The following is a 26,292-nucleotide window of genomic DNA, read 5'->3' on the forward strand; positions in this document are numbered from 1 at the left end:
GCACCGGCTCCCCGCGCCCGGCCTCACGTCCGTCCTCCCGCCCGTCCTCCCAGGTGAACGGGGTCGCGAGAGGAATCACGGGGAACCGGGTGTGCGGCGGCCGGCCACCGGTCACGGGCAGCGCACGACCTGGCCCGCGTACGAGAGGTTGCCGCCGAAACCGAAGAGGAGGACGGGGTCGCCGGTGCTGATCTCGCCGCGTTCGACCAGTTTGGAGAGGGCGAGCGGGATGGAGGCCGCGGAGGTGTTGCCGGACTCCACGACGTCCCGCGCGACGACGGCGTTGACCGCGCCGAGCTTGGCGGCGACCGGTTCGATGATGCGCAGGTTGGCCTGGTGGAGGACGACGGCGGCCAGCTCCTCGGGGCCGATCCCGGCGCGTTCGCAGACCTTGCGGGCGATCGGCGGGAGGGTGGTGGTCGCCCAGCGGTAGACGCTCTGGCCCTCCTGGGCGAACCGGGGCGGGGTGCCCTCGATACGGACGGCGTGGCCGAGGCCGGGGACCGAACCCCACAGGACCGGGCCGATGCCCGCGCCGTCGCCGCCCGCCCGGTCGGCGGTGACGACGGCGGCGCCCGCCCCGTCCCCGACCAGGACGCAGGTGCCTCGGTCGCTCCAGTCGGCGACCTGCGACATCTTGTCGGCCCCGACGACCACGGCGCGCTCGGCCGAGCCGGCCCGTACCGCGTGGTCGGCGGTGGCCAGGGCGTGGGTGAACCCGGCGCAGACCACGTTGAGGTCGAGGGTGGCCGGGGAGGCCATGCCGAGCCGGGCGGCGAGGCGGGCGGCGGTGTTCGGGGAGCGGTCGATGGCGGTGGAGGTGGCCACCACGACCAGATCGACGGCGGCCGGCTCGATCCCCGCCGAGGCCAGGGCCTTGGCGGCGGCGTGCGCGGCCAGTTCGTCCACCGGCTCGTCGGGGCCGGCGATCCGCCGGGTCCGGATGCCCACCCGGCTGCGGATCCACGCGTCGCTGGTGTCGACCATCTCCTCCAGTTCCTCGTTGGTGAGTACCCGGGCGGGCTGGTAGTGGCCGACGGCGGCGATGCGGGTGCCGATCATTGGAGCGGGGTCCCCCTTGTGTCCGGATGGCGAACGGATCCTCCAGTCTGGTCAGCGACTCACGGGTAGCGGGGCAGGTGATGCCACAGGATTCGGGGGCGACCCTTGGAGACATCACCCACCCGCTTCGGCCCGCGTTCGCGCGTGGGGGTCAGCCGGTGAACAGTTGTGCGGCCTTGATTCCCAGCTCGTACAGGGCCCAGCCGAGCGGCAGCCCGACCCAGAGCCAGGCGAGGACGGTCAGGGCGCGGCGCCGGGGCGGTGCCGCCGGGATGTCAGCGGGCGTCGTCATGGGCGGCGGCCTCCTTGGGGGCGTGCTCCGGCACGGCGGCGGGAGCCGAGCCGGGCGGGGTGACGTGGTGACGGGGATGGACCGGGCGGACCAGCTCGTTGGCGAGGAAACCGACGACCAGCAGGCCGGTCATCACGGTGAGGGAGAGCCCGTACAGCTCGGGCCCGCTGTGTCCGGCGGCGGCCTGGCGGTCGGCGATCTGGTTGACGATGAGCGGGCCGAGGACACCGGCGGTGGACCAGGCGGTGAGCAGGCGCCCGTGGATGGCGCCGACCTGATAGGTGCCGAAGAGGTCCTTCAGGTAGGCGGGGACGGTGGCGAAGCCGCCGCCGTAGAAGGAGAGCAGCACCAGCGCGCAGAGGATGAACAGCGGCTTGGAGGCGTCCCCGAACTGGGAGATGAGCAGGTACATCAGGGCGCCGACGCCCAGGTAGACCCGGTAGATGTTCTTGCGGCCGATCAGGTCGGAGGTGCTCGACCAGCCGATCCGCCCGGCCATGTTGGCGGCGGAGAGCAGGGCCACGAACCCGGCGGCGGCCGCGACCGAGACGGGCGTGTCGGTGTCCGCGAAGAAGTCGGAGATCATCGGCGCGGCCTTCTCCAGGATGCCGATGCCCGCGGTGACGTTCATGCACAGGACCACCCACAGGCACCAGAACTGCGGGGTGCGCAGGGCCGAGCGGGCCGAGACGCCGTGGCCGGCCGAGGGGGCCCGGGCGGCCTCGCCGCTCCCCTCGTCCGCCGCCCGGGCGGCCGGCGTGCGGATCAACAGGACGCCCAGCCCCATGAAGACGGCGTAGGCCACGCCGTGGACGAGGAAGGCGAGGGCGATGCCCCGGGTGTCGTGGCCGAAGGTGTCGAGCATCGCGGCCGACCAGGGCGAGGCGATGAGGGCGCCGCCCCCGAAGCCCATGATGGCGATGCCGGTGGCCATGCCGGGCCGGTCGGGGAACCACTTCATCAGGGTGGAGACGGGCGAGATGTATCCGATGCCCAGGCCGATGCCGCCGACGAAGCCGTATCCGAGGACGATCAGCCAGTACTGCGAGGTGGCGGCGCCCAGCGCGGAGATCAGGAAGCCGGAGGAGAAGCAGACGAGCGAGACGGTCATGGCCCAGCGGGGACCGTTGCGCTCGACGAGGGTGCCGCCGAAGGCCGCGGAGAGGCCGAGCATCACGATGGCGAGCTGGAAGGGGAGGGCGCTCTGGGTGCCGCTGAGACCGAGCCCCGACTCCAGCGCCGGTTTGAAGACGCTCCAGGCGTACGCCTGGCCGATGGAGAGGTGGATCGAGAGCGCGGCCGGCGGGACCAGCCACCGGCTCCAGCCTGGAGGCGCGACCGGGCCGCGGCGAGCGGCGGCGGGGGGAGTCGTCATGATCCGGAACCCTAGGAACCGCTTGCGGTCGTTGGGAAGAGCCTCGACAGTTCCGGTACGTGTGCCGCCGCCGCGGACACCCTTCGTGTCCGCCGGGCAGGAGCGGCGCGGCACCCGGCCGGGTTCGCGGCGGCGGACCTGGAGAAGAATGGCACTGTGGAGACCGGGCGTGCCGCGCCCCGGCCGGGTGCCCGCGCGGTCTTCGCACCAGGGCCGACCGGGCCGCCGTACGCACAGAACCAGGACCGCTTCATGGGCCGAGTCACCGAACGCCGCCGCGTCCTCCGCATCCGGGACGGTGCCGTCTCCGCGCGGGCGGACACCCTGGTCGCCGAGGAGCCCCTGGAGATCCGGCTGAACGGCAAGCCGCTGGCGGTCACCATGCGCACCCCGGGGGACGACTTCGCGCTCGCCGCCGGGTTCCTGGTCAGCGAGGGCGTCCTCGCCGACGCCGCCGAACTGGCCAACATCGTCTACTGCGCGGGCGCCACCGCCGACGGCTCCAACACGTACAACGTGGTGGACGTGCGGCTCGCCGACGGCGTGGCGGTGCCCGACATCTCGCTGGAGCGGAACGTCTACACCTCCTCCTCCTGCGGCCTGTGCGGCAAGGCCAGCCTGGACGCGGTCCGCACCAGCACCCGCCACCCGCTGACCGGTGCCGACGGCCTGCGCCTGACCCCCGCCCAGCTCTCCGCCCTCCCCGGCCGGCTCCGCGAGGCCCAGCAGGTCTTCGACCGCACCGGCGGGCTGCACGCGGCTGCGCTGTTCGCACCGGACGGCGAACTGGTCGACACCCGGGAGGACGTGGGGCGGCACAACGCCGTCGACAAGGTGGTGGGGCGGGCCCTCCAGCAGGGCCGGCTGCCGCTCTCCGACTCGGTGCTGATGGTGTCGGGCCGCGCCTCGTTCGAGCTGGTGCAGAAGGCGGTGATGGCGGGCATCCCGGTGCTGGCCGCCGTCTCCGCCCCGTCCTCCCTCGCCGTCGAACTGGCCCGGGAGAGCGGCATGACCCTGGTCGGCTTCCTGCGCGGCTCCTCGATGAACGTGTACGCGGGCGAGGAGCGGATCGCGCTGCCGGTGGACGCCGGCTGACCGGCCCGCCCGGCCGGTCTCAGGCCGTACCCGGCCCCGCCACCGGCGCCGGCTCCCCCGCCGCCTCCGGGTCCCGGGCGCGGCGCCTGGCGATCACCGCGCAGACCATGAGCTGCATCTGGTGGAAGAGCATCAGCGGCAGCACCGCCAGCGAGGCGTGCGAGGCGAAGAGCACCGTGGCCATCGGCAGGCCCGCCGCGAGGGACTTCTTCGAGCCGGCGAACTGGAGGGCGATCCGGTCCGCCCGGCCGAAGCCCAGCCGCGGCGCCCCGTACCAGGTCAGCGCCAGCATCGCGGCGAGCAGGAGGGCCTCGGCGGCGAGCAGCGCGAGCAGCCGGGGCCAGGTCACCTGCTGCCAGATGCCCGCCACCACCCCCTGGCTGAAGGCGGTGTAGACGACCAGCAGGATCGAGCCGCGGTCGACGAGGCCGATGATCCGCCGGTGACGGGCGAGGAAGCCGCCGGTCCACCTGCGCAGCAGTTGCCCGGCGAGGAACGGGGCGAGGAGCTGGAGGGCGATCTTCAGCGCGGAGTCGGCCGAGAACCCGCCGCCGGAGGAGCCCAGCAGCACCACGGCGAGCAGCGGGGTCAGCACCATCCCGGCGAGCGAGGAGAAGGAACCGGCGCAGATGGCGGCCGGCACGTTGCCCCTGGCGATCGAGGTGAAGGCGATGGAGGACTGGATGGTGGAGGGGACCAGGCACAGGAAGAGGAAGCCGCCGTACAGCTCGGGGGTGAGCAGCCACGGCACCAGCCCCCGGGCGGCCAGCCCGAGCAGCGGGAAGAGGACGAAGGTGCAGGCGAGGACGGTGAGGTGGAGCCGCCAGTGGCGCACGCCGTCCATCGCCTCGCGGGTGGAGAGCTTCGCGCCGTAGAGGAAGAAGAGCAGCCCGACCACGACGGTGGAGGCGCCCGAGGCGGCCTCGGCCGCCACCCCGCGCGCCGGCAGCAGCGTGGCGAGGACGACCATCCCGAGCAGCGCCAGGATGTACGGATCGACGGGCGGCCTCAGCCGCCTGCGCGGGCCTGTCACGGTGTTCCTCGGTCGGGCCGGGTGCCGTCCTGCGGGCGGGCGGCACGAAAGGGCCGGTCACCGGCGTGGGAGCGCGGCGCCGGAGGGGCGCCTCCAGCATCTCCCGCCGGCCCGCGATCGGGAATCCCGTACACCGCTCTGACTGTCATCACGCCAGGCGATAACATGCGGCCCGTGTACGACCCCACGCTGCTGCGCACCTTCCTCGCCGTGTCCCAGACGCTGAGCTTCACCCAGGCCGCCCGGCGGCTCGGGGTGCGCCAGTCCACCGTCAGCCAGCACGTGCGGCGGCTGGAACAGCAGGTGGGCCGGGCGCTGTTCGTGCGGGACACCCACACGGTGGAGCTGACCGGCGACGGCGCGGCCATGCTCGGGTTCGCCCGCCGCATCCTCCAGGTGCAGGAGCAGGCGGCCGCCTACTTCGGCGGTGCGCCGCTGCGCGGGCGGCTGCGCTTCGGTGCCTCGGAGGACTTCGTGCTGACCCGGCTGCCGGAGATCCTGGAGGCGTTCCGCCGCGACCATCCCGAGGTGGAACTGGAGCTGACCGTGGAACTCTCCGGGACGCTGCACGAGCGGCTGGCGGCGGGCAAGCTCGACCTGGTCCTCGCCAAGCGGCGCCCCGAGGACCCGCCTGCCCCGCTGGTCCGCCGCGACCGGCTGGTGTGGATCGGCGCCGACCGGCTGCGGCTCGATCCGGAGGACCCGGTGCCGCTCATCGTCTACCCGGTGCCCGGCATCTCGCGGGCCCGCGCACTGGACTCACTGGAGCGGCACGGCCGGCCATGGCGGATCGCCTGCACCAGCGGCAGCCTCAACGGCCTGCTCGCCGCCGCCCGGGCGGGGCTCGGCGTGATGGCGCACGCCCGGGGGCTGATCCCGTCCGGCCTGGTCCGGATCCCCGAACGCGCCGGGCTCCCGGAGCTGGGCGAGGTGGAGTTCGTCCTCGCGTACGGCGAGCCACGCGGCGGGAGCGACCCGGCACCCGCGCGGGCCCTGGGGCGGGCCCTCCTGGAGGGCGGCGACCGGCTGCGGGGGCCCTGAGCATGTGAAGGCCCGCCGCCGAAGGCCGTTCCCGGTGACCGTCCTGCACAGATCCGGTGCAGATCGACCCGATTCCACTTACCGGTGGGTCAGGATTCTGTCCCGCCCTTCCCCGATGTGGCCGGGTCTCCCTGGCTGACCAGTGCGGATGCCGTGGGGGCCGGCCACGCGCCGCCTCTCCCGCCCGGGACGCGACTGGGGTAGCGTCACCGCGCTGTCAGGGCTTTCAGCAGGGCGTCCCCCAGGAGCAGCGCGTGCGCGAGTTCACCTCTCCCCCGTCGGCGTCGGCCCCGCCGGTGGGCGGTCTCGCCGACGTCGTCTTCGACCACGCCGACACCGGTCCGGACCGGGTGGCGCTGGCCCGCAAGGGTGCCGACGGCCGCTGGCGGGACGTGACGTCGGCGGGCTTCCGCGACGAGGTGCTGGCACTGGCCAAGGGGCTGCTGGCGGACGGCGTGCGTTTCGGCGACCGGGTGGCAGTGATGTGCCGTACCCGCTACGAGTGGACGCTCTTCGACTTCGCTCTGTGGACGGTCGGCGCCCAGGTGGTGCCGATCTACCCGACCTCCTCGGCCGAGCAGGTCGCGTGGATGCTGCACGACGCGCAGGTGTCGGCGGCGATGGTCGAGCACGAGGACCACGCGATGACGATCGGTTCGGTGGTGGACCGCCTGCCCGGGCTGCGGCGGCTGTGGCAGCTGGACGCCGACGCGGTGACGGAGCTGGTCGAGGCGGGTGCGGAGGTCCCCGACGACACCGTCCACCGGCATCGCAGGGCCGTCACCCCCGACAGCACCGCGACCCTCATCTACACCTCGGGCACCACCGGCCGGCCCAAGGGCTGCGTCATCACCCACGCCAACCTGATGTTCGAGACGGACACCGCGATCAGCCGCTGGGAGCCGGTCTTCCACTCCCGTGCCGGCGAACAGGCCTCCACGCTGCTCTTCCTGCCGCTCGCGCACGTATTCGGCCGCATGGTGCAGGTCGCGGCGGTCCGCGGCCGGGTCAAGCTGGGCCACCAGCCGGAGCTGAACGCGGCGGCGCTCCTGCCGGACCTGGCCGCCTTCCGGCCGACCTTCGTGCTGGCCGTCCCGTACATCTTCGAGAAGGTCTTCCACTCCGCGCGGCGCAAGGCAGAACGGGACGGGCGCTCGGGTCCGTTCGAGAAGTCGGTGGAGGTGGCCGTGCGGTACGCCGAGGCGGTGGAGGCGCGCGCCTTCGGCACCGGCCCCGGGCCCACGGCGGGGCTCAGGATGCAGCACCAGCTCTACGACAAGCTGGTCTACTCCCGGGTCCGGGACGCCCTCGGCGGCCGGGTGCGGCACGCCATGTCGGGCGGCTCCGCGATGAACCGGCGGCTCGGGCTCTTCTTCGCCGGAGCCGGCATCACCGTCTACGAGGGGTACGGCCTGACCGAGTCGACCGCCGCGGCCACCGCCAACCCGCCGGAGCGCACCCGGTACGGCACGGTGGGCCTGCCGCTGCCGGGCACCACCGTGCACATCGCCGACGACGGGGAGGTCTGGCTCCACGGCGACCACGTCTTCCGCGGCTACCTCAACGCCCCGCAGGCCACCCGTACGGCGCTGCGCGAGGGGTGGCTGGCCACCGGGGACCTCGGGCGGCTCGACGAGGACGGCTATCTGACGATCACCGGCCGCAAGAAGGAGATCCTCGTGACCTCCGGCGGCAAGAGCGTCTCGCCGGGACCGCTGGAGGAGCGGGTCCGCGACCACCCGCTGGTGGCCCAGTGCGTCGTCGTCGGCAACGACCGGCCGTACGTCGCGGCGCTGGTCACCCTGGACACGGAGGCGGTCAGCCACTGGCTGGCGATGCGCGGCAAGCCGGAGCTGACCCCGGCCGAGCTGGTCCGCGACCCGGACCTGGAGACGGAGGTGCGACGGGCCGTCATCGCCGCCAACACCCTCGTCTCGCAGGCCGAGTCGATCCGGACCTTCCGCATCCTGGGCCACCGGTTCACCGAGGAACGCGGGCTGCTCACCCCCTCGCTGAAGCTGAAGCGCAAGGCGATAGAGGAGTCCTACGCGGCGGAGCTGGAGGCGCTGTACCGCACCTGACGCGGTGTCCGTACCCGTGCCCCGGCCGGGTTGCGAGGCCGGTGAAGCGGCCGGGCGGGGGAACTCTCGACGGCGTGCACGGGTCGGTGGGCGGGAATGCGAGCGGGCGGGTCATAGTTGACCATGGGAGTCCCCACCGACCACGTTAGGACCAATCGCTCGTGAGCAAGGTTCCCCCGATCATCCTGAACAACGGCGTCCAGATGCCCCAGCTCGGCTTCGGCGTGTGGCAGGTCCCGGACGACGAGGCGTTCACCGCAGTCGGCGCGGCCCTGGAGGCGGGCTACCGCTCCATCGACACCGCCGCCGCCTACGGGAACGAAGAGGGCACCGGCAAGGCGATCGCCCGCTCCGGCATCCCCCGTGAGGAACTCTTCGTCACCACCAAGCTGTGGAACAGCGACCACGGGTACGACGCCGCCCTGCGTGCCTTCGACACCTCGCTGGAGAAGCTGGGCCTGGACCACGTCGACCTCTACCTGATCCACTGGCCGCTGCCGGCCAAGGACACCGCCGTCGACACCTACAAGGCGCTGGAGAAGATCTACTCCGAGGGCCGGGCCCGCGCCGTCGGCGTCTCCAACTTCCTCCCGGAGCACCTGGAGCGGCTGATCGACGCGACCTCGGTGATCCCCGCGGTCAACCAGATCGAGCTCCACCCCCACCTCCAGCAGCGGGCCGCCCGTGAGTACCACGACGAGCAGGGCATCACCACCGAGGCGTGGTCCCCGCTCGGCCAGGGCAAGGGCCTGCTGGAGGTGCCCGCCGTCGTCGCCATCGCGCAGAAGCACAACGTCACCCCCGCGCAGGTGGTGCTGCGCTGGCACGTGCAACTGGGCAACGTCGCCATCCCGAAGTCCGTGACGCCGTCGCGGATCAAGGAGAACATCGACGTCTTCAGCTTCGAGCTGGACACCGAGGACATGGCGGCGATCCGCGCGCTCAACGAGGACCGCCGGCTGGGCCCGGACCCGGCCGAGTTCAACGAGGGCTGAGCGCCCGGCCGCCCGCGCTCGGGTGCCCCGCGCCGCGGTCGCGGCGCGGGGCACCCGTGCCTACGGTCCCGGCTCACTTCTCGCGCACGGCCAGGTGGGCGGTCTGGGCGCTGAGCAGGAAGAGGTCGGGCCGGTGGTACAGCCCGGCGGGGTCCTCGGGGTCGAGCAGGCGGTCGGCGGTGGCGCGGTCCACCGCGTCCAGTTCGGCGTGCTCCAGCCTGCGCTGCCACTGGGACAGCAGGTGGGCGCGGGTCTCGTAGGTCACCGGGGCGGGCAGGTCGAGCAGGAAGGTGCGGGTCGCGACGTGACGCAGCCCGGCGGCCTCCAGCAGGGCGGCCCAGTCCTCGGGCTCCTTGACGGTACCGGGGAGCGAGGTGCGCATCGTCTCGAACCACTCCTCCTGGGCGGCGTCGAGCCGGGTCTCGATACCGGGCCTTCCGAAGCCCAGTTCGCGCGGCAGGGTCCGCGGTCGCAGACCGCCCTCCAGCAGGACCAGGCCGCCGCCGGGGGCCAGGGCCCGGCCGAAGGCGGCGAGTCCGGCGCGCTGGTCGCCGACATGGTGCAGGGAGCGCCCGGCCCAGACCAGTGAGGCGGCTGGCAGCGCCTCGAGGCCGTCGGGGAGTTCGGCCCGGTGGGTGCGGAGCCGCCCTTCCAGCCCGGTGCGGTGCGCCCGGTCGGCGGCGCGCTCCAGCAGCTCCGCCTCGGCGTCGACGGCGTACACCTCGCGGTCCGGGAAGACCTCCGCGAGGAGGGCGGAGACCACGCCCGGTCCGCTGCCCGCGTCGATCACCGGTCCCGGCACACGGGCGCCTCGCTCGGCGGCCCAGTCGGCGATCTCCCGGTACAGGGGGAGGCTGACCTCGGCCTCCTGCTCCAGCACGGGCCCCATCACGGACCAGTCCAGGTCGCCGTGCCCGTGCTCCCCGTGCTCCCCGTGGTGTCTCCCGTGGCCGTCCGCGCCGTGCCCGGACCCGTTCCGCGACTCCTGCCGCTCACTCATCTGCGCCGCCTTCCGCTCGCTCGGTGATGCCGTCCACCCTGGTACGGGGTGCGCGAGCGGGCCAGTCGTGTTGCCGTTCCGGCAAGCGGAGGCGGTGCGTGCGGGGTCAGGCGGCGCGGAAGGCCATCAGCCGGAAGACCGGTTCGGGGCGCGGGGTGTCCGGGTCGGGCAGGGCCGCGAGGCGCGCGGCGAGGGCGCTGCCGCCTTCGCGGTACATGTCGCCGGCACGGACCCGGCGGGCCAGTTCGGCGGGGGTGCGTCCCTGCCCGTGGCCCTGGAAGAGCGCCTCGCCGCAGGGGAAGAGGCCGTGCTCCTCGGCGAGGGCGGTGACGGTGGCGTGGGCGTCGGCGACCTGGTGCAGCCGGTAGGGGCCGACCAGGGTGTCGATGTCGCTGCCGACGTCGTGCGCGTCGGCCTTGTCCACGGTGGTGACGAAGACCCCGCCGGGGCGCAGTACCCGGGCCGCCTCGGCCACCACACCGGCCGCCTCGTCCAGCAGGTGGAGCAGCCAGACGGCGGAGACCGAGTCGAAGGCGGCGGGGGCGAAGGGCAGGCGGCGGCAGTCGGCGCGCAGCGCGTGGCCGGGCAGCCGGCCGGCGGCCACGGTGAGCATGCCGGGGGCCAGGTCGACGCCGACGACGCGGCGGCCGGGCTGCGCGATGCGCTCGCTGACCAGGCCGGTGCCGCAGGCGAGGTCCAGGTGGTCGCGGGCGGTGGCGGGCAGCAGGGCGTGGACCGCCTCGGCGGCGGCACGGGCGCGGGGGACGCCGCCGCGGGTGGCGTCGTAGACGGCGGCTTCGCGTGTGTAGTCCAGCACGTCAGTGCGCTCCGTGGGCCGGTGCCAGTTGCTCGATCCGGGCCGCGAGGTCCAGGTCGAGCGCGGTGATCGCGCCGTCGGCGCTGTGGGTGCGCACGGCGAGCCGCACCGTGTCGTAGCCGAGGGTCAGGTCGGAGTGGTGGTTCAGCTCGTCCTGGACCTGGGCGATGTGTGTGGTGAACGCGGCGGCGGCGAAGTGGGAGCCCAGCCGGTAGGCCCGGGTGATCCCGTCGTCCTCCAGGGCCCAGCCGGGGAGTTGGGCGAGCCGGTCCTCGATCTGCTGGTGCGGCAGAGGGTCGGCGGTCATGACCTGCCTCCTTCGGTACGACTGCCGGTACGACTGCGGTCGGGGTCACCCTGCCACACCGGCGGCGCTCCCCGGCTGATGCGCGCCTCGGGTTCGCCCGGGCGCGCGAGGATCGGCCCCCGGTGCCGCCGGACGGCGGCGCCGGGGGGCCGGGTGGGTCAGTCGGTGGCGAGGGCCTGGGCGAGGGGGCCGAGCACCGGCAGCCACTCGGCGACGTCGGTCCGGGCGACCAGGCCCTCGACGCGGAACGGGTCCTTCTCGGTGAGGGCCAGCACCTCGTCCTTCGAACCGGCCCGGAACAGCAGCAGCGCACCGGCCGGCTCGTCGGCGCCGAACGGGCCGGAGACGAGGTTCACGCCCTGCTCGGAGAGGGTGCCGAGGTAGGCCCGGTGGGCCGGGCGGTGGGTGTCCCGGGCGGCGGCGGAGTCGTCGGCGTAGGTGTAGGTGACGGCGTAGATCGGCACGGAGGGTCCTTCGCGGTGCGGGTGCGGGCAGGGCGGTGCGCCGGGCCGCCGGGGCCCGGCCCCCGGATCGTACGGCGGGGGCTGCCGCAGGCGGTGGGCAGGTGGTGCGACCAGGGCCGGGTGCGGGAAGCGCCCGCCCGCCGTGGGCCGGAGGTCACCCTGTAGCGTGCCCGGCACCCTCGCCCGGTCCCCGGGCCCCCACCCCGTCGAGGAGCAGCCATGTCCCGAGTGCTGACCGTCTCCGGCAGCGTCGTCGTGCCGATCACTCCCGGGGAGGCGTACGCGCTGATCGCCGACCCGGCCGGAATGGGGCGGTGGAGTCCGGAGAACGAGGGGGCGGTGGTGCGCGGCGAGGGCGGCGCTCCGTATCCGGGGATGGTGTTCGACGGGCGGAACCGGCGCGGCTTCGTGCGGTGGACGACGCGGTGCACGGTGACGGCGGCCGAGCCCGGTGAGCGGTTCGCCTTCAAGGTGCGGGCGATCGGGCTGCGCCGCCCGGTGGTGCGCGGTCCGATCGCCACCTGGGAGTACCGCTTCGAGGCGGCGCCGGGCGGCGGCACGCGGGTCACCGAGAGGTGGACGGACGACCGGCGGGGCTGGCCGGACGCCGCCGCGTGGGTCTTCGACCACGTGGTGACCTCGGGCCGCTCGTTCGCCGGCTTCCAGCGGCGCAACATCGCCGCCACCCTGCGCCGCTTCGCGGAGCGCTGCGCCGTCCCCGCGGCCGGGGAGGCCGGCACGGGGCGCTGACGGGCCGTTCCCACGGCCCGGGCGGGTGGGCCCGGGCGGCGCGTGCATTCGCGGGCGTGTTCGGGGCATGCGGTCCAGCACCGGGAGGTACGGACACCCGGGCACCGGACCCGCGGGGACCGTGCCTCACCGGTCAGGACTCACGGGCGCCGGATCGCGACCGGCTCGCCCCCGCACCACCGACACCGCGCCGACCGCGCGGCCGTGGTGCCCCATCCGTCCACCGGAGCCGAAGGGAACAGCCATGCTCACCGTCGTGATCATCGTCGCGGCCGTCGTCGTCGTGGCGGCGGCGGCCGCCTACGCCCTGACGAGGCGTGACACGCAGGGGCCCGCGCTCAAACGGCGGTTCGGGCCCGAGTACGACCGGGTCCTCGCCCGGCACAACGGCGACACCACCGCCGCCCGGCGGGAACTGGGTGAGCGCCTGAAGCGGCACGGCGCCCTCCGGGAGCGGCCGCTGCCCGCCGAGTCGCTCGCCCGGTACGAGGCCGAGTGGGCCGGCGTGCAGCGCCGGTTCGTCGACTCGCCGCAGCAGGCGATGGCCGAGGCGGGCGCGCTGCTCGCCCAGCTCGCCGAGGACCGCGGCTACCCGGGCCCCGAGCGGTACGAGGAGCAGGTCGAGGCACTGTCCGTGCACCACGCCCACGAGGTCGAGGGGTACCGCACGGTACGCCTGGCGGCCCGGGGCGGCGGCGGCACGGAGGAGCTGCGCGAGGCGCTGCTGTCGGCCCGTTCGCTGTACGAGGTGCTGACCGGCGGCGCCGGGCACGTCGACGGGGGCCGCCCGGCGGGCCCCGCCGAGCCGGGCGACGACCCGCAGGCGCCCGCGGCACAGGACGACATCCCGGCGGCGGCCCGTCCGCACGGAGCCGAGGCCGGCATCAGGACCACCGAGGGGAAGTGATCGGCGATGGCAGCCGAGAGTGGCAAGTGGACCGACCAGCACACCGCCCGCACCGGGCACGAGGACCTCGTACCGGACCGCGCCCACCTGGTGGACCGTCCTGGTGACGGCCCCGCCCCCGGCCCGGGCCCCGACCGGCGGCTCGGCCACGACCGCGGCGTGGCCGCCGCCGGGACCGGCGGCGCCCGGCGCGACGAGCCGGGCCTGACGCGGGACCCGGTCGCACCCGTCGACCCGGTGGCGCCGGGCACCCCGCCGTCGCCCCCGCCGCCCGCCGCCGTGCCGCCGCCCGCCCCGGACGCCGCCGCGCCCGGCACCGGCCAGGCGACGGTGAAGCCCCAGCCGCCGGCCGGGAAGAACACCGCGGCCCCGGCAGCCGGCGGCCGCGCGGCGCCCCGGGCCCCCCGCGGTGACGGCACCCCGAACGTCCCGGTCTTCGGCGCCGGTGAGGGCGAGCGGTGGTCGGGCCGCCTCAGCCAGGCCGTCAGCGGCTTCGTCGACCGGCCCCGGGAGGCGGTGGCGGAGGCCGACGAGGTCTTCGCGGAGCTGGCCGGGCGGGTCACCGAGGCACTTGCCGAGCAGCGGCGGGTACTGCGTTCGGGCTGGGAGGAGCCGGCGGCCGAGCTGGACACGGAGCGGCTGCGGGTGGCCCTCCAGTCGTACCGGGAGGCGTCGGAGCGGCTGCTGAAGCTCTGACCCCTCCCCCAGGGACGCCGGTGCCCGGGCCGGGGTGCGAACCCCCGGCCCGGGCACCGGCCTGCCCGGCCCCGGCGGACCACCCGGTCGGCCGCGCCCCCTACGGACCGCGCCGGGAGGTGGTCGGGGCGGGGCACTCCTACGGTCGCAGCACGGGCCGACCCAGGGAGCGCCTCAGGTGACCGACACGACGACACCGTCCGAGCCGGACGCCGCGCTGCTGCGGGCCGGGCGGTTCTTCCGGCGCGGCACCGCCGCTCCCGACCTGCACAGCGAGGAGCTGAAGGGCGGCCGGGAGGGCGACGCCTTCTACCGGGACCGGTGGAGCCACGACAAGGTCGTCAACTCCACCCACGGCGTCAACTGCACCGGTGCCTGCCGCTGGAAGGTGTACGTCAAGGACGGCATCACCTGGGAGACCCAGGAGACCGACTACCCCACGGTCGGCCCCGACCGCCCCGAGTACGAGCCGCGCGGCTGCCCGCGCGGTGCCGCCTTCGCCTGGTACACCTACTCGCCGACGCGGGTGCGGTACCCGTACGTCCGCGGGGTGCTGCTGGAGCTGTACCGCGAGGCGAAGGAGCGGCTGCGCGATCCGGTGCTGGCCTGGGCGGACATCCAGGCGGACCCCGAGCGCAGGCGCCGCTACCAGCTGGCGCGCGGCAAGGGCGGGCTGGTGCGCGCCGGCTGGGACGAGGCGGTCGAGATCGCGGCCGCCGCGCACGTGCACGCCATGAGCCCTGGACGTACGAGTACAAGAACCTCACCGACGCGCCGCTCGGTGACGACTACCCGGTGGCCGCGCCGCGTTCGCTGCTCACCGGCAAGCCGATGAAGATCGAGTGGGGCTCCAACTGGGACGACGACCTCGGCGGCGCCCCCGAGTACGGCGAGCTGGACCCGATGGTGGCGAAGACCCGTGAGAAGGCGTCCGAGAAGATCCGGTTCGCCTTCGAGCAGACCTTCATGTTCTACCTGCCGCGGATCTGCGAGCACTGCCTCAACCCCTCGTGCGTGGCCGCCTGCCCCTCGGGCGCGATCTACAAGCGCAGCGAGGACGGCATCGTCCTGGTCGACCAGGACCGCTGCCGGGGCTGGCGCGAGTGCGTCACCGGCTGCCCGTACAAAAGATCTACTTCAACCACCGCACCGGCAAGGCCGAGAAGTGCACCTTCTGCTACCCGCGCACCGAGGTGGGGCTGCCCACGGTCTGCTCGGAGACCTGCGTGGGCCGGCTGCGCTACCTGGGGGTGCTGCTCTACGACGCGGACCGGGTGGCGGCGGCCGCGGCCACCGAGGAGGAGACCGGGCTGTACGAGGCGCAGCTCGGTGTCCTCCTCGATCCGGAGGACGCCGGAGTGCGGCGCGAGGCCGAGGCGGCCGGCATCCCGCACGACTGGGTGCGGGCCGCCCGCCGCTCCCCCGTGCACGCGCTGGTCAGCCGGTACAAGGTGGCCCTGCCGCTGCACCCGGAGTACCGGACGATGCCGATGGTCTGGTACATCCCCCCGCTGTCGCCGGTGGTGGAGGCGCTCACCGAGACCGGGTTCGACGGCGAGGACGCCGGGAACCTCTTCGGTGCCATCGACACCCTGCGCATCCCGCTGGAGTACCTGGCGGAGCAGTTCGCCGCCGGGGACACCGGCCCGGTCCGCGCCTCGCTGGAGAAGCTGGCGGCGATGCGTTCCCACATGCGCGCCGTCAACCTCGGCGAGCCCCCCGACCCGGCCGTCGCCGCCTCGGTCGGCATGGACCTCGCCGGGCTGGAGGCGATGTACCGGCTGCTGGCCGTCGCCAAGTACGAGGACCGGTACGTGATCCCGACGGCCGCGGTCGGGGACGCCCGGCGGCTGGAGGAGTCGGCGGTGCCCGACTCGTGCAGCCTCGACCAGGCCGGCGGTCCCGGCATGGGCGGCGAGGGCGCCTTCGGCCAGGACTCCGGCCGCACCGAACTGCCGCTGGTCTCCCTGGAGACCTTCCACGCGCTGCGCGCCCGGCAGACCGCCGACGAGCAGCCGCACGTCGCGGACGTCGCCGAATCGCGGGGAGAGAAGTGATGGACACCGCCGTACTCCACCAGGCCGCCGCGCTCTGCCTGGTCTACCCGGACGAGACCTTCCGCGAACGGCTGCCGCTGCTGCGGTCGGCCGTCGACGACCCGGCGCTCGCCGAGTTCGTCGCCTGGGCCGGCGAGCAGGAGCCGGGCGAGCTGGCCGCCCATTACGTCCGCACCTTCGACTTCCGCAACAAGCACAGCCTCCACCTCTCCTGGTGGCGCGACGGCGACACCCGCCGCCGGGGCGCGTCCCTGGTCGCGTTCAAGGCCGCCTACCGCGCCCAGGGCCTGGAGTTCACCGGTGAGGAGCTGCCCGACTTCCTCCCGGCCGTGCTGGAGTTCTCCGCCCGCGTCGGGCCCAGGCTGCTGCTGGAGAACCGGCCCGGCGTCGAACTGCTCCGCCTCGCGCTGACCGAGTCCGGCACGCCGTACGCGCGGCTCCTGGACGCCGTCTGCGCCTCCCTGCCGGGCCCCTCGCCGAAGGACAGGGCCGAGGCGGCTGCGCTGGCCCGCTCGGGCCCGCCCCGCGAGGAGGTCGGCCTGGACGGCGCCCTCGCCCCGTACGGCCGCCCGACCCTGCCGCTGCTGAACTGAGGAGTCCGCATGAACGTGCTGCTGTGGGGCGCCCTGCCCTATGTGGCCTTCGCCCTGCTGGTGGCCGGGATCGTCTGGCGCCACCGCTACGACCGCTTCGGCTGGACCACCCGGTCCTCGCAGATCTACGAGTCGAAACTGCTCAACATCGCCTCCCCCGTCTTCCACTACGGCGTCCTCTTCGTCCTCGCCGGCCATCTGCTGGGGCTGTTCGTCCCCGCCTCCTGGACCGACGCGGTCGGCGTCACCTCGCACACGTACCACCTGCTGTCGCTGTACGGGGGCACGCTGGCGGGCCTGCTGGCCCTGGCCGGTATCGCCCTGCTGGTCCACCGCCGCCGTACCCGGGCCCCGGTCTTCCGCGCCACCACCGCCAACGACAAGGCGATGTACCTGGTCCTGGTCACCGCGCTGGTCCTCGGCATGTGGGCGAAGCTCGCCCACTCGACACCGGCCACGGGTTACGCGTACCGCGACACCATCGCCCCCTGGGCCCGCAGCCTCTTCCGGCTCAGCCCCGACGTGCCGCTGATGAGCGGCGTCCCCGTGCTGTACCAGATCCACGCGGTGGTCGGCATGGTCCTGATCGCCCTGGTGCCGTACACCCGCCTCATCCACATGTTCGCGGCCCCCGTCCAGTACCTGTTCCGGCCGTACATCGTCTATCGCAGCCGGGACGAGGGGCAGTTGGCGGAGCGGGGGGCGCGAAGGGGGTGGTGATCCGGACGGGCCGCACCCCGCGCGGCCCGGTGGCGGCCGTGTCCGCCGGGGTCCTCCTGTGCTCCCGGGCGCTTGGGCGTGTCCCCGCCGGGGTGACCGCGTGCGGGAGGGGAGCCCCCTCCCGCACGCCGGGCGCGGACTCAGGCCAGCTTGGCGCTGTGGGTGATCGTGGTCCCCGCCAGGGCCTGGCTGACCGGGCAGTTGGCCTTGGCGTCGGCGGCGGCCGCCTCGAAGTCCTCGGCGGAGATGCCGGGCACCTCGCCCTCGACCTTCAGGTGGATGCCGGTGATGCCGGTACCGGGCTGGAAGGTGACGTCGGCGGAGGTGGTGAGGCGGGTCGGCGGGGTGCCGGCCTTGGCCAGGCCGTTGGAGAGGGCCATCGAGAAGCAGCTGGAGTGGGCGGCGGCGATCAGCTCCTCGGGCGAGGTCTTCCCGTTCGCCTCCTCCGCGCGGGAGGGCCAGGAGACCTGCTGGTCGCCGATGCCGGAGGAGTCGAACGAGACGGTGCCGCTGCCCTTGAGCAGGTCGCCTTCCCAGACGGTGTGGGCCGAACGCGTGGTGGCCATCGGTGAGTTCCCTTCATCACGACGGACCGGCGGGGTGCCGGCCACGGCCTATCCGATCACAGGCGGGGCGGCGGCACACGCATCCGGGCGCGTCGCCCGGCCGGCGAGGTGCCTCGCCCCGCTGAGGCGGGTGAGGCAGGGTGCTCGTCGCGGCCCGGCGGCCTCAGGCGGCGGTGTCCGACGGCGGGACGGGCCGCGTCGCTCCGAGGTCGCCGTCGCGGCCGGTCCGCCCGTCCGCGCCGTGCCCGGCTCCCGTCGCCCCGGGGCGGCCGTCGGGCGCCGCCGCCTCGAGCCAGCCGCGCAGCACGGCGTGGACCTGCTCGGCGCCGGTCAGGCCGGTGCCGTCGGCCGGGGCCGGGTCGGCGAGGGAGAGCGGGGAGAGCAGGAAGGGGCGGCTCTGGTCTCCGCCGAGGCCGCCGTGCGAGCCGATCTGCTCCTCGAAGGCGTGGATCTCGCCGGTCTCCGGGAAGTACGCCGAGTTGATCATGATGTCGGCGGTGTGCGGGAACCCGTCGGTGCGCCGGACCGCCTCGCCGGCGCCGGGACCGAAGGGCTCCAGCGGCCCGCCGGGCCGGTCCGCCTCGGCCAGCGGTACGTCCTGGCCGGCACCGAGGACGACCGCGCCGTGCTCCTCGCTGCGGACCAGCAGGAAGCCGATGCCGGGGTGGGCGGCGAGGGTGGTGAGCAGGGCGGGGTGGCGGCGGTCGATCTCCTCGCGGCTCATCCGGTGCGGCACGTCGGGGAAGGAGACGAGGCCGAGGTTGCCGGAGGCGAGCACCACCGGCTCAAAGCGGCGCGGCCGTACCTCGTCCTCGTGGACCTCCACGGGCCGGTGCAGCGCGGCCCGGACGGCGGCGCGGGCCTCGGCCCCGCTCGGCGTGCGGCGGGCGCGGCGGGGCACGGGCAGGCCGCAGCCGGCGCGGACGAGGTCGGCGAGGGTCAGGCCGTAGCGGGAGCGGAAGGTCTCGCCGGGGCTCTGGCCGTGATCGGAGAGGAGGACGATCCGGTAGGGGCGCGGGGCGTGTTCGGCGACCTTCTCGATGAGGGCGAGCGACCGGTCGAGGCGGGCGAGGACCTGGTCGGTGTCGCGGCCGGCGGGCCCGGAGTGGTGGGCGACCTCGTCGTAGGCGACGAGGTCGGCGTAGACGGCGGTGCGGCCCGCGAGCATGTCGCCGATGACGGCGGCGACGACCACGTCCCGTTCGACGACGGTGGCGAAGGCCCGCACGAACGGGTAGAGCCCGCCGCGGCCGACGCGCGGGGTGTCGCCGCGCAGCCGGGAACGGGTCGACTGGACCATCTCGCGGAGCACCTCGGCGACGAAGGACATCGCGGTGCGGACGGCGTTGGCGGGATCGGAGAAGTACGCGAAGTACCCGGCTCGGGAGCGCTGGCCGGGTTCGCGGCGCGCGGAGACCGACAGCACCAGCGCCACCTGGCCCGCGCCGCCGCTGAAGAGGTTGCCGCGGCTGGCGCCGTCGTCGGTGAGGAGCCCGCCGTCGCCGGTGCGGCGCACGGCGCGCCGCTGGAGCTCGGCGGCGGAGGCGGGCCGGTTGCTGACCATCACCTGCCGCCGGTCCTTCTCGTACCAGCGGAAGGCGGGGATGTCGTACGTGGTGCCGTGCAGGATGCCGAGCTGGCTGGCGCCGGTCTGGCTGGACCAGTCGGTGCGCCAGGGGGTGAGGCGGTGGGTGGCCGGGGCGGGGCCGTGCCCCAGCCAGCGGGCGGCGGTGGGCAGCAGGCCGCGGCCGACGGCCGAGGCGAGGACGTCGTGGCCGACGCCGTCGAGCTGGAGGAAGACGGTGCCGGGGGTGGCGGGCACCGGCAGGGCGCGGCGGCGGCGCCGGTCGGAGAGGCGGTAGAGGCGGCGCCGGTAGGCGTTGTCGTCGCGGACGGCGAGGGCGGTGCCGGTGGCGGAGGCGACCGCCGACATGACGGCGGCGACCAGGACGGCCGTCTCCGGGGCCGCGGTGCCGCGTCCGTCGGGGATGAGCCGGAGGGCGAGGGTGAGCAGCGAGCCGTTGATGGCGAAGGCCAGCAGCCCGAGGACCAGGGCGGGGACGAGCAGCAGGGCGCGGACGACCAGCGGCCAGACCAGCGCCGAGAGGACGCCGAAGACTCCGGCCCCGGCGGCGGCGGTGAGGCCGATGCGGGTGGCGCTGTCGCCGTCGGCGGACTGGAGGCGGAAGTCGGGCAGGATCCCCGCGAGCACCAGCATGGTGACGGTGGAGACGGCCCAGACCGCTCCCATCCGCCACAGCGCCCCCGCGAACCTCCGCCACGGCCTCTCTGCCACGCCTGCCCTCACCTCGTCCACCAGCGGGGCCCGCCCGCCGGGCCCGGTCCAGCGTTTCACACCGGCTTCGGCCGGTCCGTTCCGGTATGCGCCCGGTCCCGGAGCTCAGCAGCCGTCGTACCCGGCGGTGGGCATGGAGAGGCGGCGGTGCACGCGGGCCTTGGACCGGGGCCCGTACTGGGGTTCGGCGAGGTCGGCGGTGACGACACGGGCGCCGCGCCGGGCGCACAGGGCGGTGAACTCCTCGGCGCAGGTGACGGCCTGGTCGAGGACGCGCCTGCTCGGCGTGAGGAAGAGGTCGACCCGGCCGGCGTCGAAGTCCGCCCACAGCTCGGGGTGGTCGGGGGCGAGGCCGTGCAGCAGCAGTTCGCGGGTGATGACGTGGTCGTGGGCGTCGGCCCAGCGGGCGCACATGTCCTGCTGGCTGCGGGTGTCCACGAGGAAGGGGTCCTGGTCCAGGTGTTCCAGCGGGGTGAGGCTGGCGATGGCCGCCGCCCGCGGGTGCGGCGCCTGCTCCGCGGCGTCCTCCATGGCGTCCTCCCTGGCCTTGACCGCCGGGCTGCGGCGCCGGCCGGTCGCGCGTCCGCCGACCCTATCTTGGCCCGTAGTCTCGTAAGGAGCGGTCTTCCGGCCGTCCCCCGTCCGGGTGACGTGGGGGCGGCGGGACGCGGGCGGGGTACGGAACCGTCCGTGCGGGGCGGGTGAGCCGGCCCGGGCGGCGCGGGCGCCGCAGGGAGGAGCGCGGACGGTGGAGATCACCTGGTGGGGCCATGCCACCTGCACGGTCGAGGACTCGGGAGTGCGGTTGCTCACGGACCCGGTCTTCGCGCGGCGGCTGGCCCATCTGCGGCGGCGCCGCGGCGCTCCCCCGCCGGCCCACGCGGCCGTCGCCGACGCGGTCCTCGTCTCCCATCTGCACGCCGACCACCTCCATCTGCCGTCGCTGGCGCGGCTGGCGGCGGGCACCCGGCTGCTGGTGCCCAAGGGCGCGGTGCGCGCCGTGCCGGGGCTGCGACGCCTCGCGCGGCTGGACCTGGTGGAGGTCGAGCCCGGCGACAGCGAGAAGGTCGGCCCGGTGACGGTGCGGGTGGTGCCCGCGCTGCACGACGGACGGCGCACACCGGTCGCGCGGCACCGCGCGCCCGCGCTGGGGTTCGTGGTCAGCGGGGAGGCGCGTACCTACTTCGCGGGGGACACGGGGCTGTTCGACTCGATGGCCGCGGAGACGGGGCCGCTGGACGTGGCGCTGCTGCCGGTGGGCGGCTGGGGCCCGGGACTGGGCCACCACCACCTGGACGCGGCACGGGCGGCCGAGGCGGCCCGGCGGCTCGCCCCGGCCGCCGCGGTGCCGGTGCACTACGGGACGTACTGGCCCATCGGGCTGGACGCGGTGCGCCCGCACGAGTTCCACTCCCCCGGTGACGAGTTCGTCCGCAAGGCGGCGGTGAGCGCCCCCGGGGTACGGGTGCACCTGCTGAGCCACGGGGAGAGCGTGCGGCCCGAGGCCGGCCGGTGACCCTCTCGCGACTGTCCGCGCCGGCGGTTCTCGGCGCGGCGGAGATGCCCGACGCGACCACCCAGCAGGCGCTCGGCTACCCCTCGCTCTTCCTGCTGGTCTTCCTGGGCGCGCTGGTGCCGGTGGTGCCGACGGGGGCCCTGGTCAGCGGGGCCGCCGTGGTCGCCTTCCACGAGGCGGCGCCGCTGACGCTGCTGGTGCTCTTCCTCGTCTCGGCCCTGGCGGCCTTCCTCGGGGACCTGGTCCTGTACTGGCTGGGGCAACGGGGAGTGCGCTCGCGCGGCGGCTCGCGGTGGCTGGACACACTGCGGGAGCGGGCGGCGCCGGACCGGCTGGAGCAGGCCCGCGCCAAGCTCGACACCCACGGGGTGACGGTGCTGATCCTCTCCCGGCTGATCCCGGCCGGCCGCGTCCCGGTGATGCTGGCCTGCCTGCTGGCGCGGATGCCGCTGTCCCGGTTCGCCCGCGGTGACGGCCCGGCCTGCCTGGCGTGGACGGCCACGTACCAGCTCATCGGCATCGTCGGCGGGTCGCTCTTCGCCGAGCCGTGGGAGGGCGTGGCCGCCGCGGTGGTGCTGACGGTGCTGATCAGCGCGGCGCCGGGGGTGTGGCGGCGGCTGCGGAGGCGGACGGCGCCGTCCTCACGGTGAGGGGCCCGCGCGGTCACACGGTGCGGGAGCCGCCGACCGGCAGGTCCCACAGGTCCTCGCGGGGGCGGCCGGTGCGGGCCCAGGCGGCGCGGACCCGGGTGAGGGGTTCGAGGACGGGTTCGGCGGAGAGCAGGAAGGTGGCCCAGTGCATGGGGGCCATCCGGCGGGCGCCCAGGTCGGCGCAGGCGGCGACCGCCTCCTCCGGGTCGCAGTGCACGTCCCGGAGCCACCAGCGGGGGGCGTAGGCACCGATGGGCATGAGGGTGAGGTCGATGCCGGGGTGGCGGCGGCCGATCTCGGTGAACCAGTGGCCGTAGCCGGTGTCACCCGCGAAGTGCACCTTGCGCCCCTGCGGGTCGGTGAGCACCCAGCCGCCCCACAGCGTGCGGCAGGTGTCGAACAGGCCCCGCCGCGACCAGTGGTGGGCGGGGACGAAGTCGAAGGTGACGCCGCCGATCTCGCGGCCCTGCCACCAGTCCAGCTCGTGGACGCGGGTGAAGCGGCGCCGCCGGAACCACCGCCCGAGCCCGGCCGGCACCAGGACCGGGGTGGTGCGCGGCAGGCGGCGCAGGGTCGGGGCGTCCAGGTGGTCGTAGTGGTTGTGGCTGATGACGACGGCGTCGACCGGGGGGAGGGAGGCCCAGGGGACGCCGACGGGGGTGACGCGCGGCGGGGTGCCGAGGATGCGGCGGGACCAGACGGGGTCGGTGAGCACGGTCAGCCCGCCGATCCGCAGGACCCAGCTGGCGTGACCGGCCCAGGTGAGGGCGAGTGCGCCGGGGCCCGCCGGGGGCAGCGGCGCGGGCGCGCACGGCAGCAGTGGAACGTCGCGCCGGGCCTCGGCGCCGGGACGCAGGGCGCCCGCCTCGCGGGCCAGGCGGGCCAGGGCCCGGACGCCGGGCAGCGGGGCGGTGAGGCGGTCGCGGTAGGAGCGGCGGCGGTGCCGGCCGGGGGCCGGCGGGTCCGGCAGGGTGGTCGCCGCGGGCGCCGGGGCGAGGGCGGCGGGCGCGGTGGCGGGGTCGCGCTGCTCGGTCACGGTGTGGCCTCCTGTGCTCCGGCGGGGGATGCGCCGAGGGCGCCGAGGACCTCGGCCACCCGGTCCAGGGCCCGCCGCACGGGGGCCGCCTGGAGCGGGTCGGGAGCGCCGGTGAGCAGGGCGGCGCGGACCCGCTCGTCGTCGCCGAGGAGCGCCCCGGTGGAGAGCCGGACGCGCAGTCCGGCGAGGTCGTCGCCGAAGCGGTGGCCGCCGGGGGCGGGCATCCCGAGCCGGGCGGTGAGGTCGTTCTCCAGTTCCAGGGCGTCGGTGACGCCGCGGGCGGCGAGGGCGGGGGCGAACGGCGACAGGTCGGCGTAGAGGTGGCGGCCGGCCTGCGGCGGGCGGACCAGGGCCCCGGCGGAGTGCAGCGTGGTGTGCAGGGCGGTGGCGAGGCGGCCGTGCAGGGCCACGGCGTGGGCGAGGCGTGCGGTGAGTTCGAGGGGTTCGTCCAGCGCGTGGGCGGCGGCCACGGCGACCGGGGTGGCCAGGGCGGCGTCGAGAGCGGTGAGGATGTCGAGGCAGCGGGCCCGCAGCCGGGCTCCGGCGACGGTGTCGGGGAAGCGGACGACGGCGGCGGGCCAGCCCGGCGGCAGCCAGCCGCCGGAGAGGTCGCAGATCACGGTGACCCCGTCGGGCAGCATCTCGGCCGGGCCGACCACGGGGGTCTCCTCGGGCCGGTGGACGGTGTCCCGCCAGGTCTCGTCGCTGACCACGTGCAGTCCCTCGGCGGCGGCCGCCTCGACGGCGCGGCTCATCACCTCGGCCGGGACCACCGTGCCGGTCGGGTCGTCGGCGACGGCGAGGACCAGCAGCCGCGGGTCGCCGCCCTCGGCCCTCACCCGGCGGACCGTCTCCAGCAGGGCGTACGGGTCGGGGACGCCGCCGCAGGCGGCCGGGGAGGGCACCGAGTAGGTGGGGCGGCCCAGCAGCCGGGCCTGCGGCGCCCACCAGGCCGGGCAGGGCCTGGGAAGCAGTACGTCGCCACCGGTCGCGGCGGTCAGCGCGAGCAGCAGGGCGGGGGCGCCGGGGGCGGCGGCGGTCAGGGCCGCGTCGGCGGCGAGGCCACGCCGGGCCCAGTAGCGCCGGGCGGACTCCAGCAGGGCCCGGCCGCCGCCGGGGGGTTCGGCGTGGGGGCGGTCGGCGGCCTCGGCGAGGACGGCGGCGAGTCCGGGCACGACCGGCAGGCCCGGCTCCGGCACGGGCGGGCCGTACCGGACGGACCCACGGCCGTCCAGGGCGCTCTCCATCCGCCGCACCTCCGCTCGAACGCATTACCCCTCTCGCACTGTGCCGCGCCCCGCTCCCGCCCACCACCGGGAGCCTCCGATCCGGGGAACGGCGCGCGGGCCACCGGATGGTTCGGCCCCCGGGCCCCGGGTACGTGTGGGGCCACGGCCGGCCGGGCCAGGCGTCCGCGGCCGTACGCAGAACGGACCCGTACAGAAGGGCACAGCATGCAGCGAGGCAGTGACCGGATGAGCGTCCACCGTGACGAGGGGATGAAGCACGAGCTCCGCGACTACCTGAGGTCGGGCCATCCGACCCGGTCCGAGGAGTGGCACGACGCGGAGCCGGGAGATCCGCTGGGGACGCACCCGGACATCGTGGAGGTCCGGCACGAACTGGGACGGCGGCTGGGCCGTACGCCCTTCCCCGCGAGCGCGCCGGAGCTGGCACGGGTGCTGAGCGCCTCGCACTGCCCGGACGAGGTGGTGGAGCTGCTGGCGCCGCTGCCCGCCGACGAGACGTACCGCAACGCGCAGGAGCTGGCGACGGCCGTGGTACGGGCCCGGGCGGACGCCTGACGCCAGGACCCGGCGGCCCGCGGGCCGCCGGGTCGCGGACCGGCCTCGCGGGGTGTACGGGCGGTCCTAGGCGGTGTCCGCACTGCCCGGTGCGGGCCCTGGAGGGCTCCTGCTGGGCGAAGCCGGCAGCTCGGGGCGTGTGCTGGGCGCCGTGAGCGCCGGGCGTCCGGGGGCGCCCCAGCTAGATCCCTTTGCGGACCGGGGGCGGTCCGCGCGACCCTGGAAGGACACCCGGATGGCGGCGGGCAGGCCACCCCGGGCCGCCGGACGGGCGGACCGGACAGACCGGGCGAGGATTCGAAGGGCGGGAACGCCGATGCGCGTCGCATTCCTGGTGGCCCCCGAGGGCGTGGAAGAGAGCGAACTGACCGGAGCGTGGAAGGCCGTGACGGAGGCGGGGGGTGAGGCCGTGCTGGTGTCGACCTGGCCCGGGGAGGTCCTCTCCTTCCGCCACCTGGACAAGGGGGAGCGCTTCGTCGTCGACCAGGTCGTGGGCGAGGTGTCGGCGGGCATGTTCGACGCACTCGTCCTGCCGGGCGGCGTGGCCAACCCCGACCACCTGCGCACCGACGAGGAGGCGGTCGACCTGGTGAAGGACTTCGTCGACCAGGGCCGTCCGGTGGCCGCCATCTGCCACGCCCCGTGGCTGCTGATCGAGGCCGGCGCGGTACGCGGCCGGACCCTCACCTCCTACCCGAGCCTGGCGACGGACATCCGGAACGCCGGGGGCACGTGGGTGGACGAACCGGTCCGCGTCGACTCGTCCGGACCGACGACCCTGATCACCAGCCGCACCCCGCACGATCTGCCGGCCTTCACCGAGGCACTCGTGGGCGTCTTCACGACGGCGGCGGCAGCCGGGCGGTGAGCCGGAGGCCGGCTTCGGTCCGGGTCGCCTCTCGAAGGGCTCCACCGACAGGAGCGGGAGGCCGCCGGGCCGGGGCGGAGTGCGGGTCCCCGGCCCGGGCGGCCTCCCGGCTCCGGTGCGGGCCGTCGGCCGGTGCGGCGGTGAGCGGGGACCGTCCGTCCCGGAAGAACCCGAGGCGGGGCGAGCGCCCGGGAGCCGACACCGACGTCTGCCGCAGCCCCCTGCCGCGACGGCCCGGCGGGCACTGCCCCGAGAGGCGCGCCACCGCAC

27 protein-coding genes and 2 pseudogenes are annotated in these 26,292 nt (G+C 75.3%); 16 read left to right on the top strand and 13 right to left on the bottom strand.

All coding sequences use genetic code 11. The annotated features are described in order from the left end of the window. Positions 1-111 precede the first annotated feature (111 nt). The 3 genes from Sdia_RS21160 to Sdia_RS21170 form a co-directional block, all read right to left on the bottom strand. Entirely contained in the window at positions 112-1,062 is a 951-nt protein-coding gene (locus tag Sdia_RS21160; RefSeq protein WP_100453609.1) for a beta-ketoacyl-ACP synthase III, read from the bottom strand. Positions 1,063-1,213: 151 nt separating this feature from the next. Further along, positions 1,214-1,354, bottom strand: coding sequence for an MFS transporter small subunit (locus tag Sdia_RS21165; RefSeq protein ID WP_164495022.1), 141 nt, complete (start codon positions 1,352-1,354; stop codon positions 1,214-1,216). Next, positions 1,338-2,729: an OFA family MFS transporter gene (locus tag Sdia_RS21170; RefSeq protein WP_115069248.1), complete on the bottom strand. Its 1,392-nt coding sequence runs from the start codon at positions 2,727-2,729 to the stop codon at positions 1,338-1,340. Before Sdia_RS21170 ends, Sdia_RS21165 begins: the two co-directional genes overlap by 17 nt. A gap of 252 nt (positions 2,730-2,981) precedes the next feature. Here Sdia_RS21170 and fdhD point away from each other — a divergent pair, with 252 nt between their 5' ends. Next, positions 2,982-3,824 carry a formate dehydrogenase accessory sulfurtransferase FdhD gene (gene fdhD, locus Sdia_RS21175; RefSeq protein ID WP_115069504.1) on the top strand — a complete coding sequence of 281 codons (843 nt, stop codon included), beginning with the start codon at positions 2,982-2,984 and terminating at the stop codon, positions 3,822-3,824. A gap of 19 nt (positions 3,825-3,843) precedes the next feature. On the opposite strand, the gene Sdia_RS21180 is transcribed toward fdhD, so the two are convergent. Beyond that, positions 3,844-4,857, bottom strand: a complete 1,014-nt coding sequence (locus tag Sdia_RS21180; RefSeq protein WP_189499866.1) for a bile acid:sodium symporter family protein — start codon at positions 4,855-4,857, stop codon at positions 3,844-3,846. Positions 4,858-5,022: 165 nt separating this feature from the next. On the opposite strand from Sdia_RS21180, the gene Sdia_RS21185 reads away from it, so the two are divergent. The 3 genes from Sdia_RS21185 to Sdia_RS21195 all read left to right on the top strand — a co-directional run bounded on the left by Sdia_RS21185 (position 5,023) and on the right by Sdia_RS21195 (position 8,974). Further along, entirely contained in the window at positions 5,023-5,898 is an 876-nt protein-coding gene (locus Sdia_RS21185; RefSeq protein ID WP_100453606.1) for a LysR substrate-binding domain-containing protein, read from the top strand. A gap of 254 nt (positions 5,899-6,152) precedes the next feature. Next, positions 6,153-7,979 (top strand): AMP-dependent synthetase/ligase, encoded by a 1,827-nt coding sequence (locus Sdia_RS21190; RefSeq protein WP_189499865.1) that lies wholly within the window; start codon positions 6,153-6,155, stop codon positions 7,977-7,979. Positions 7,980-8,140: 161 nt separating this feature from the next. Beyond that, positions 8,141-8,974 carry an aldo/keto reductase gene (locus Sdia_RS21195; RefSeq protein WP_272948336.1) on the top strand — a complete coding sequence of 278 codons (834 nt, stop codon included), beginning with the start codon at positions 8,141-8,143 and terminating at the stop codon, positions 8,972-8,974. A 73-nt stretch (positions 8,975-9,047) separates the two neighbouring features. On the opposite strand, the gene Sdia_RS21200 is transcribed toward Sdia_RS21195, so the two are convergent. The 4 genes from Sdia_RS21200 to Sdia_RS21215 form a co-directional block, all read right to left on the bottom strand. Beyond that, positions 9,048-9,863 (bottom strand): class I SAM-dependent methyltransferase, encoded by an 816-nt coding sequence (locus Sdia_RS21200; RefSeq protein ID WP_229830399.1) that lies wholly within the window; start codon positions 9,861-9,863, stop codon positions 9,048-9,050. Between the two features lie 217 nt (positions 9,864-10,080). Beyond that, complete coding sequence (locus tag Sdia_RS21205) at positions 10,081-10,791, bottom strand: class I SAM-dependent methyltransferase (RefSeq protein ID WP_100453603.1); 711 nt, start codon at positions 10,789-10,791, stop codon at positions 10,081-10,083. Between the two features lies 1 nt (position 10,792). After that, the gene (locus tag Sdia_RS21210; protein WP_100453602.1) at positions 10,793-11,098 is read right to left on the bottom strand and encodes a 4a-hydroxytetrahydrobiopterin dehydratase; all 306 of its coding nucleotides are present in this window, start codon (positions 11,096-11,098) and stop codon (positions 10,793-10,795) included. A gap of 158 nt (positions 11,099-11,256) precedes the next feature. Beyond that, entirely contained in the window at positions 11,257-11,562 is a 306-nt protein-coding gene (locus Sdia_RS21215) for a YciI family protein (protein ID WP_100453601.1), read from the bottom strand. A 219-nt stretch (positions 11,563-11,781) separates the two neighbouring features. On the opposite strand from Sdia_RS21215, the gene Sdia_RS21220 reads away from it, so the two are divergent. From Sdia_RS21220 to narI, 8 genes and pseudogenes are all read left to right on the top strand, one after another. Next, entirely contained in the window at positions 11,782-12,312 is a 531-nt protein-coding gene (locus Sdia_RS21220) for an SRPBCC family protein (RefSeq protein ID WP_185393564.1), read from the top strand. A gap of 244 nt (positions 12,313-12,556) precedes the next feature. Next, entirely contained in the window at positions 12,557-13,219 is a 663-nt protein-coding gene (locus Sdia_RS21225; protein ID WP_185393563.1) for a hypothetical protein, read from the top strand. Positions 13,220-13,225: 6 nt separating this feature from the next. Then, a complete protein-coding gene (locus Sdia_RS21230; protein WP_185393562.1) occupies positions 13,226-13,915 on the top strand; it encodes a hypothetical protein in 690 nt (229 codons plus the stop codon). Positions 13,916-14,093: 178 nt separating this feature from the next. Then, a pseudogene (locus tag Sdia_RS21235) lies at positions 14,094-14,651 on the top strand (nitrate reductase subunit alpha); the annotation flags it as partial. 230 nt (positions 14,652-14,881) lie between these two features. Next, positions 14,882-15,108, top strand: a pseudogene (locus tag Sdia_RS30320) (4Fe-4S dicluster domain-containing protein); the annotation flags it as partial. Between the two features lie 297 nt (positions 15,109-15,405). After that, on the top strand, positions 15,406-15,972 hold the full coding sequence (locus Sdia_RS30325) for a nitrate reductase subunit beta (RefSeq protein ID WP_241193846.1): 567 nt from the start codon (positions 15,406-15,408) through the stop codon (positions 15,970-15,972). Next, positions 15,972-16,565: a nitrate reductase molybdenum cofactor assembly chaperone gene (narJ, locus tag Sdia_RS21245; RefSeq protein ID WP_124287898.1), complete on the top strand. Its 594-nt coding sequence runs from the start codon at positions 15,972-15,974 to the stop codon at positions 16,563-16,565. The genes Sdia_RS30325 and narJ overlap by 1 nt, the downstream gene beginning before the upstream one ends. 9 nt (positions 16,566-16,574) lie before the next feature. After that, positions 16,575-17,285 (top strand): respiratory nitrate reductase subunit gamma, encoded by a 711-nt coding sequence (gene narI / locus Sdia_RS21250; protein WP_115069244.1) that lies wholly within the window; start codon positions 16,575-16,577, stop codon positions 17,283-17,285. Positions 17,286-17,425: 140 nt separating this feature from the next. Here narI and Sdia_RS21255 read toward each other — a convergent pair whose 3' ends face one another. The 3 genes from Sdia_RS21255 to Sdia_RS21265 form a co-directional block, all read right to left on the bottom strand. Further along, positions 17,426-17,851: an OsmC family peroxiredoxin gene (locus tag Sdia_RS21255; protein ID WP_100453595.1), complete on the bottom strand. Its 426-nt coding sequence runs from the start codon at positions 17,849-17,851 to the stop codon at positions 17,426-17,428. A gap of 163 nt (positions 17,852-18,014) precedes the next feature. Next, a complete protein-coding gene (locus tag Sdia_RS21260) occupies positions 18,015-20,102 on the bottom strand; it encodes a phage holin family protein (protein WP_229830396.1) in 2,088 nt (695 codons plus the stop codon). A 150-nt stretch (positions 20,103-20,252) separates the two neighbouring features. Continuing rightward, positions 20,253-20,678 (bottom strand): hypothetical protein, encoded by a 426-nt coding sequence (locus Sdia_RS21265; protein WP_100453594.1) that lies wholly within the window; start codon positions 20,676-20,678, stop codon positions 20,253-20,255. A 217-nt stretch (positions 20,679-20,895) separates the two neighbouring features. Here Sdia_RS21265 and Sdia_RS21270 point away from each other — a divergent pair, with 217 nt between their 5' ends. Next, positions 20,896-21,663 (top strand): MBL fold metallo-hydrolase, encoded by a 768-nt coding sequence (locus Sdia_RS21270; protein WP_189499863.1) that lies wholly within the window; start codon positions 20,896-20,898, stop codon positions 21,661-21,663. A gap of 44 nt (positions 21,664-21,707) precedes the next feature. Next, entirely contained in the window at positions 21,708-22,313 is a 606-nt protein-coding gene (locus tag Sdia_RS21275; protein WP_100454333.1) for a DedA family protein, read from the top strand. A gap of 13 nt (positions 22,314-22,326) precedes the next feature. On the opposite strand, the gene Sdia_RS21280 is transcribed toward Sdia_RS21275, so the two are convergent. Together Sdia_RS21280 and Sdia_RS21285 are read right to left on the bottom strand one after the other, a co-directional pair. After that, the gene (locus tag Sdia_RS21280) at positions 22,327-23,349 is read right to left on the bottom strand and encodes an MBL fold metallo-hydrolase (RefSeq protein WP_189499862.1); all 1,023 of its coding nucleotides are present in this window, start codon (positions 23,347-23,349) and stop codon (positions 22,327-22,329) included. Beyond that, positions 23,346-24,596, bottom strand: coding sequence for an aminotransferase class I/II-fold pyridoxal phosphate-dependent enzyme (locus Sdia_RS21285; RefSeq protein WP_100453591.1), 1,251 nt, complete (start codon positions 24,594-24,596; stop codon positions 23,346-23,348). Before Sdia_RS21285 ends, Sdia_RS21280 begins: the two co-directional genes overlap by 4 nt. A gap of 207 nt (positions 24,597-24,803) precedes the next feature. Between Sdia_RS21285 and Sdia_RS21290 the strand changes: the two genes are divergently transcribed. After that, positions 24,804-25,154: a DUF2795 domain-containing protein gene (locus Sdia_RS21290; RefSeq protein WP_196189759.1), complete on the top strand. Its 351-nt coding sequence runs from the start codon at positions 24,804-24,806 to the stop codon at positions 25,152-25,154. Between the two features lie 316 nt (positions 25,155-25,470). Next, positions 25,471-26,022, top strand: coding sequence for a type 1 glutamine amidotransferase domain-containing protein (locus tag Sdia_RS21295; protein WP_100453589.1), 552 nt, complete (start codon positions 25,471-25,473; stop codon positions 26,020-26,022). Positions 26,023-26,292 lie beyond the last annotated feature (270 nt).

This window comes from Streptomyces diastaticus subsp. diastaticus (assembly GCF_011170125.1).
Classification (GTDB): domain Bacteria; phylum Actinomycetota; class Actinomycetes; order Streptomycetales; family Streptomycetaceae; genus Streptomyces; species Streptomyces diastaticus.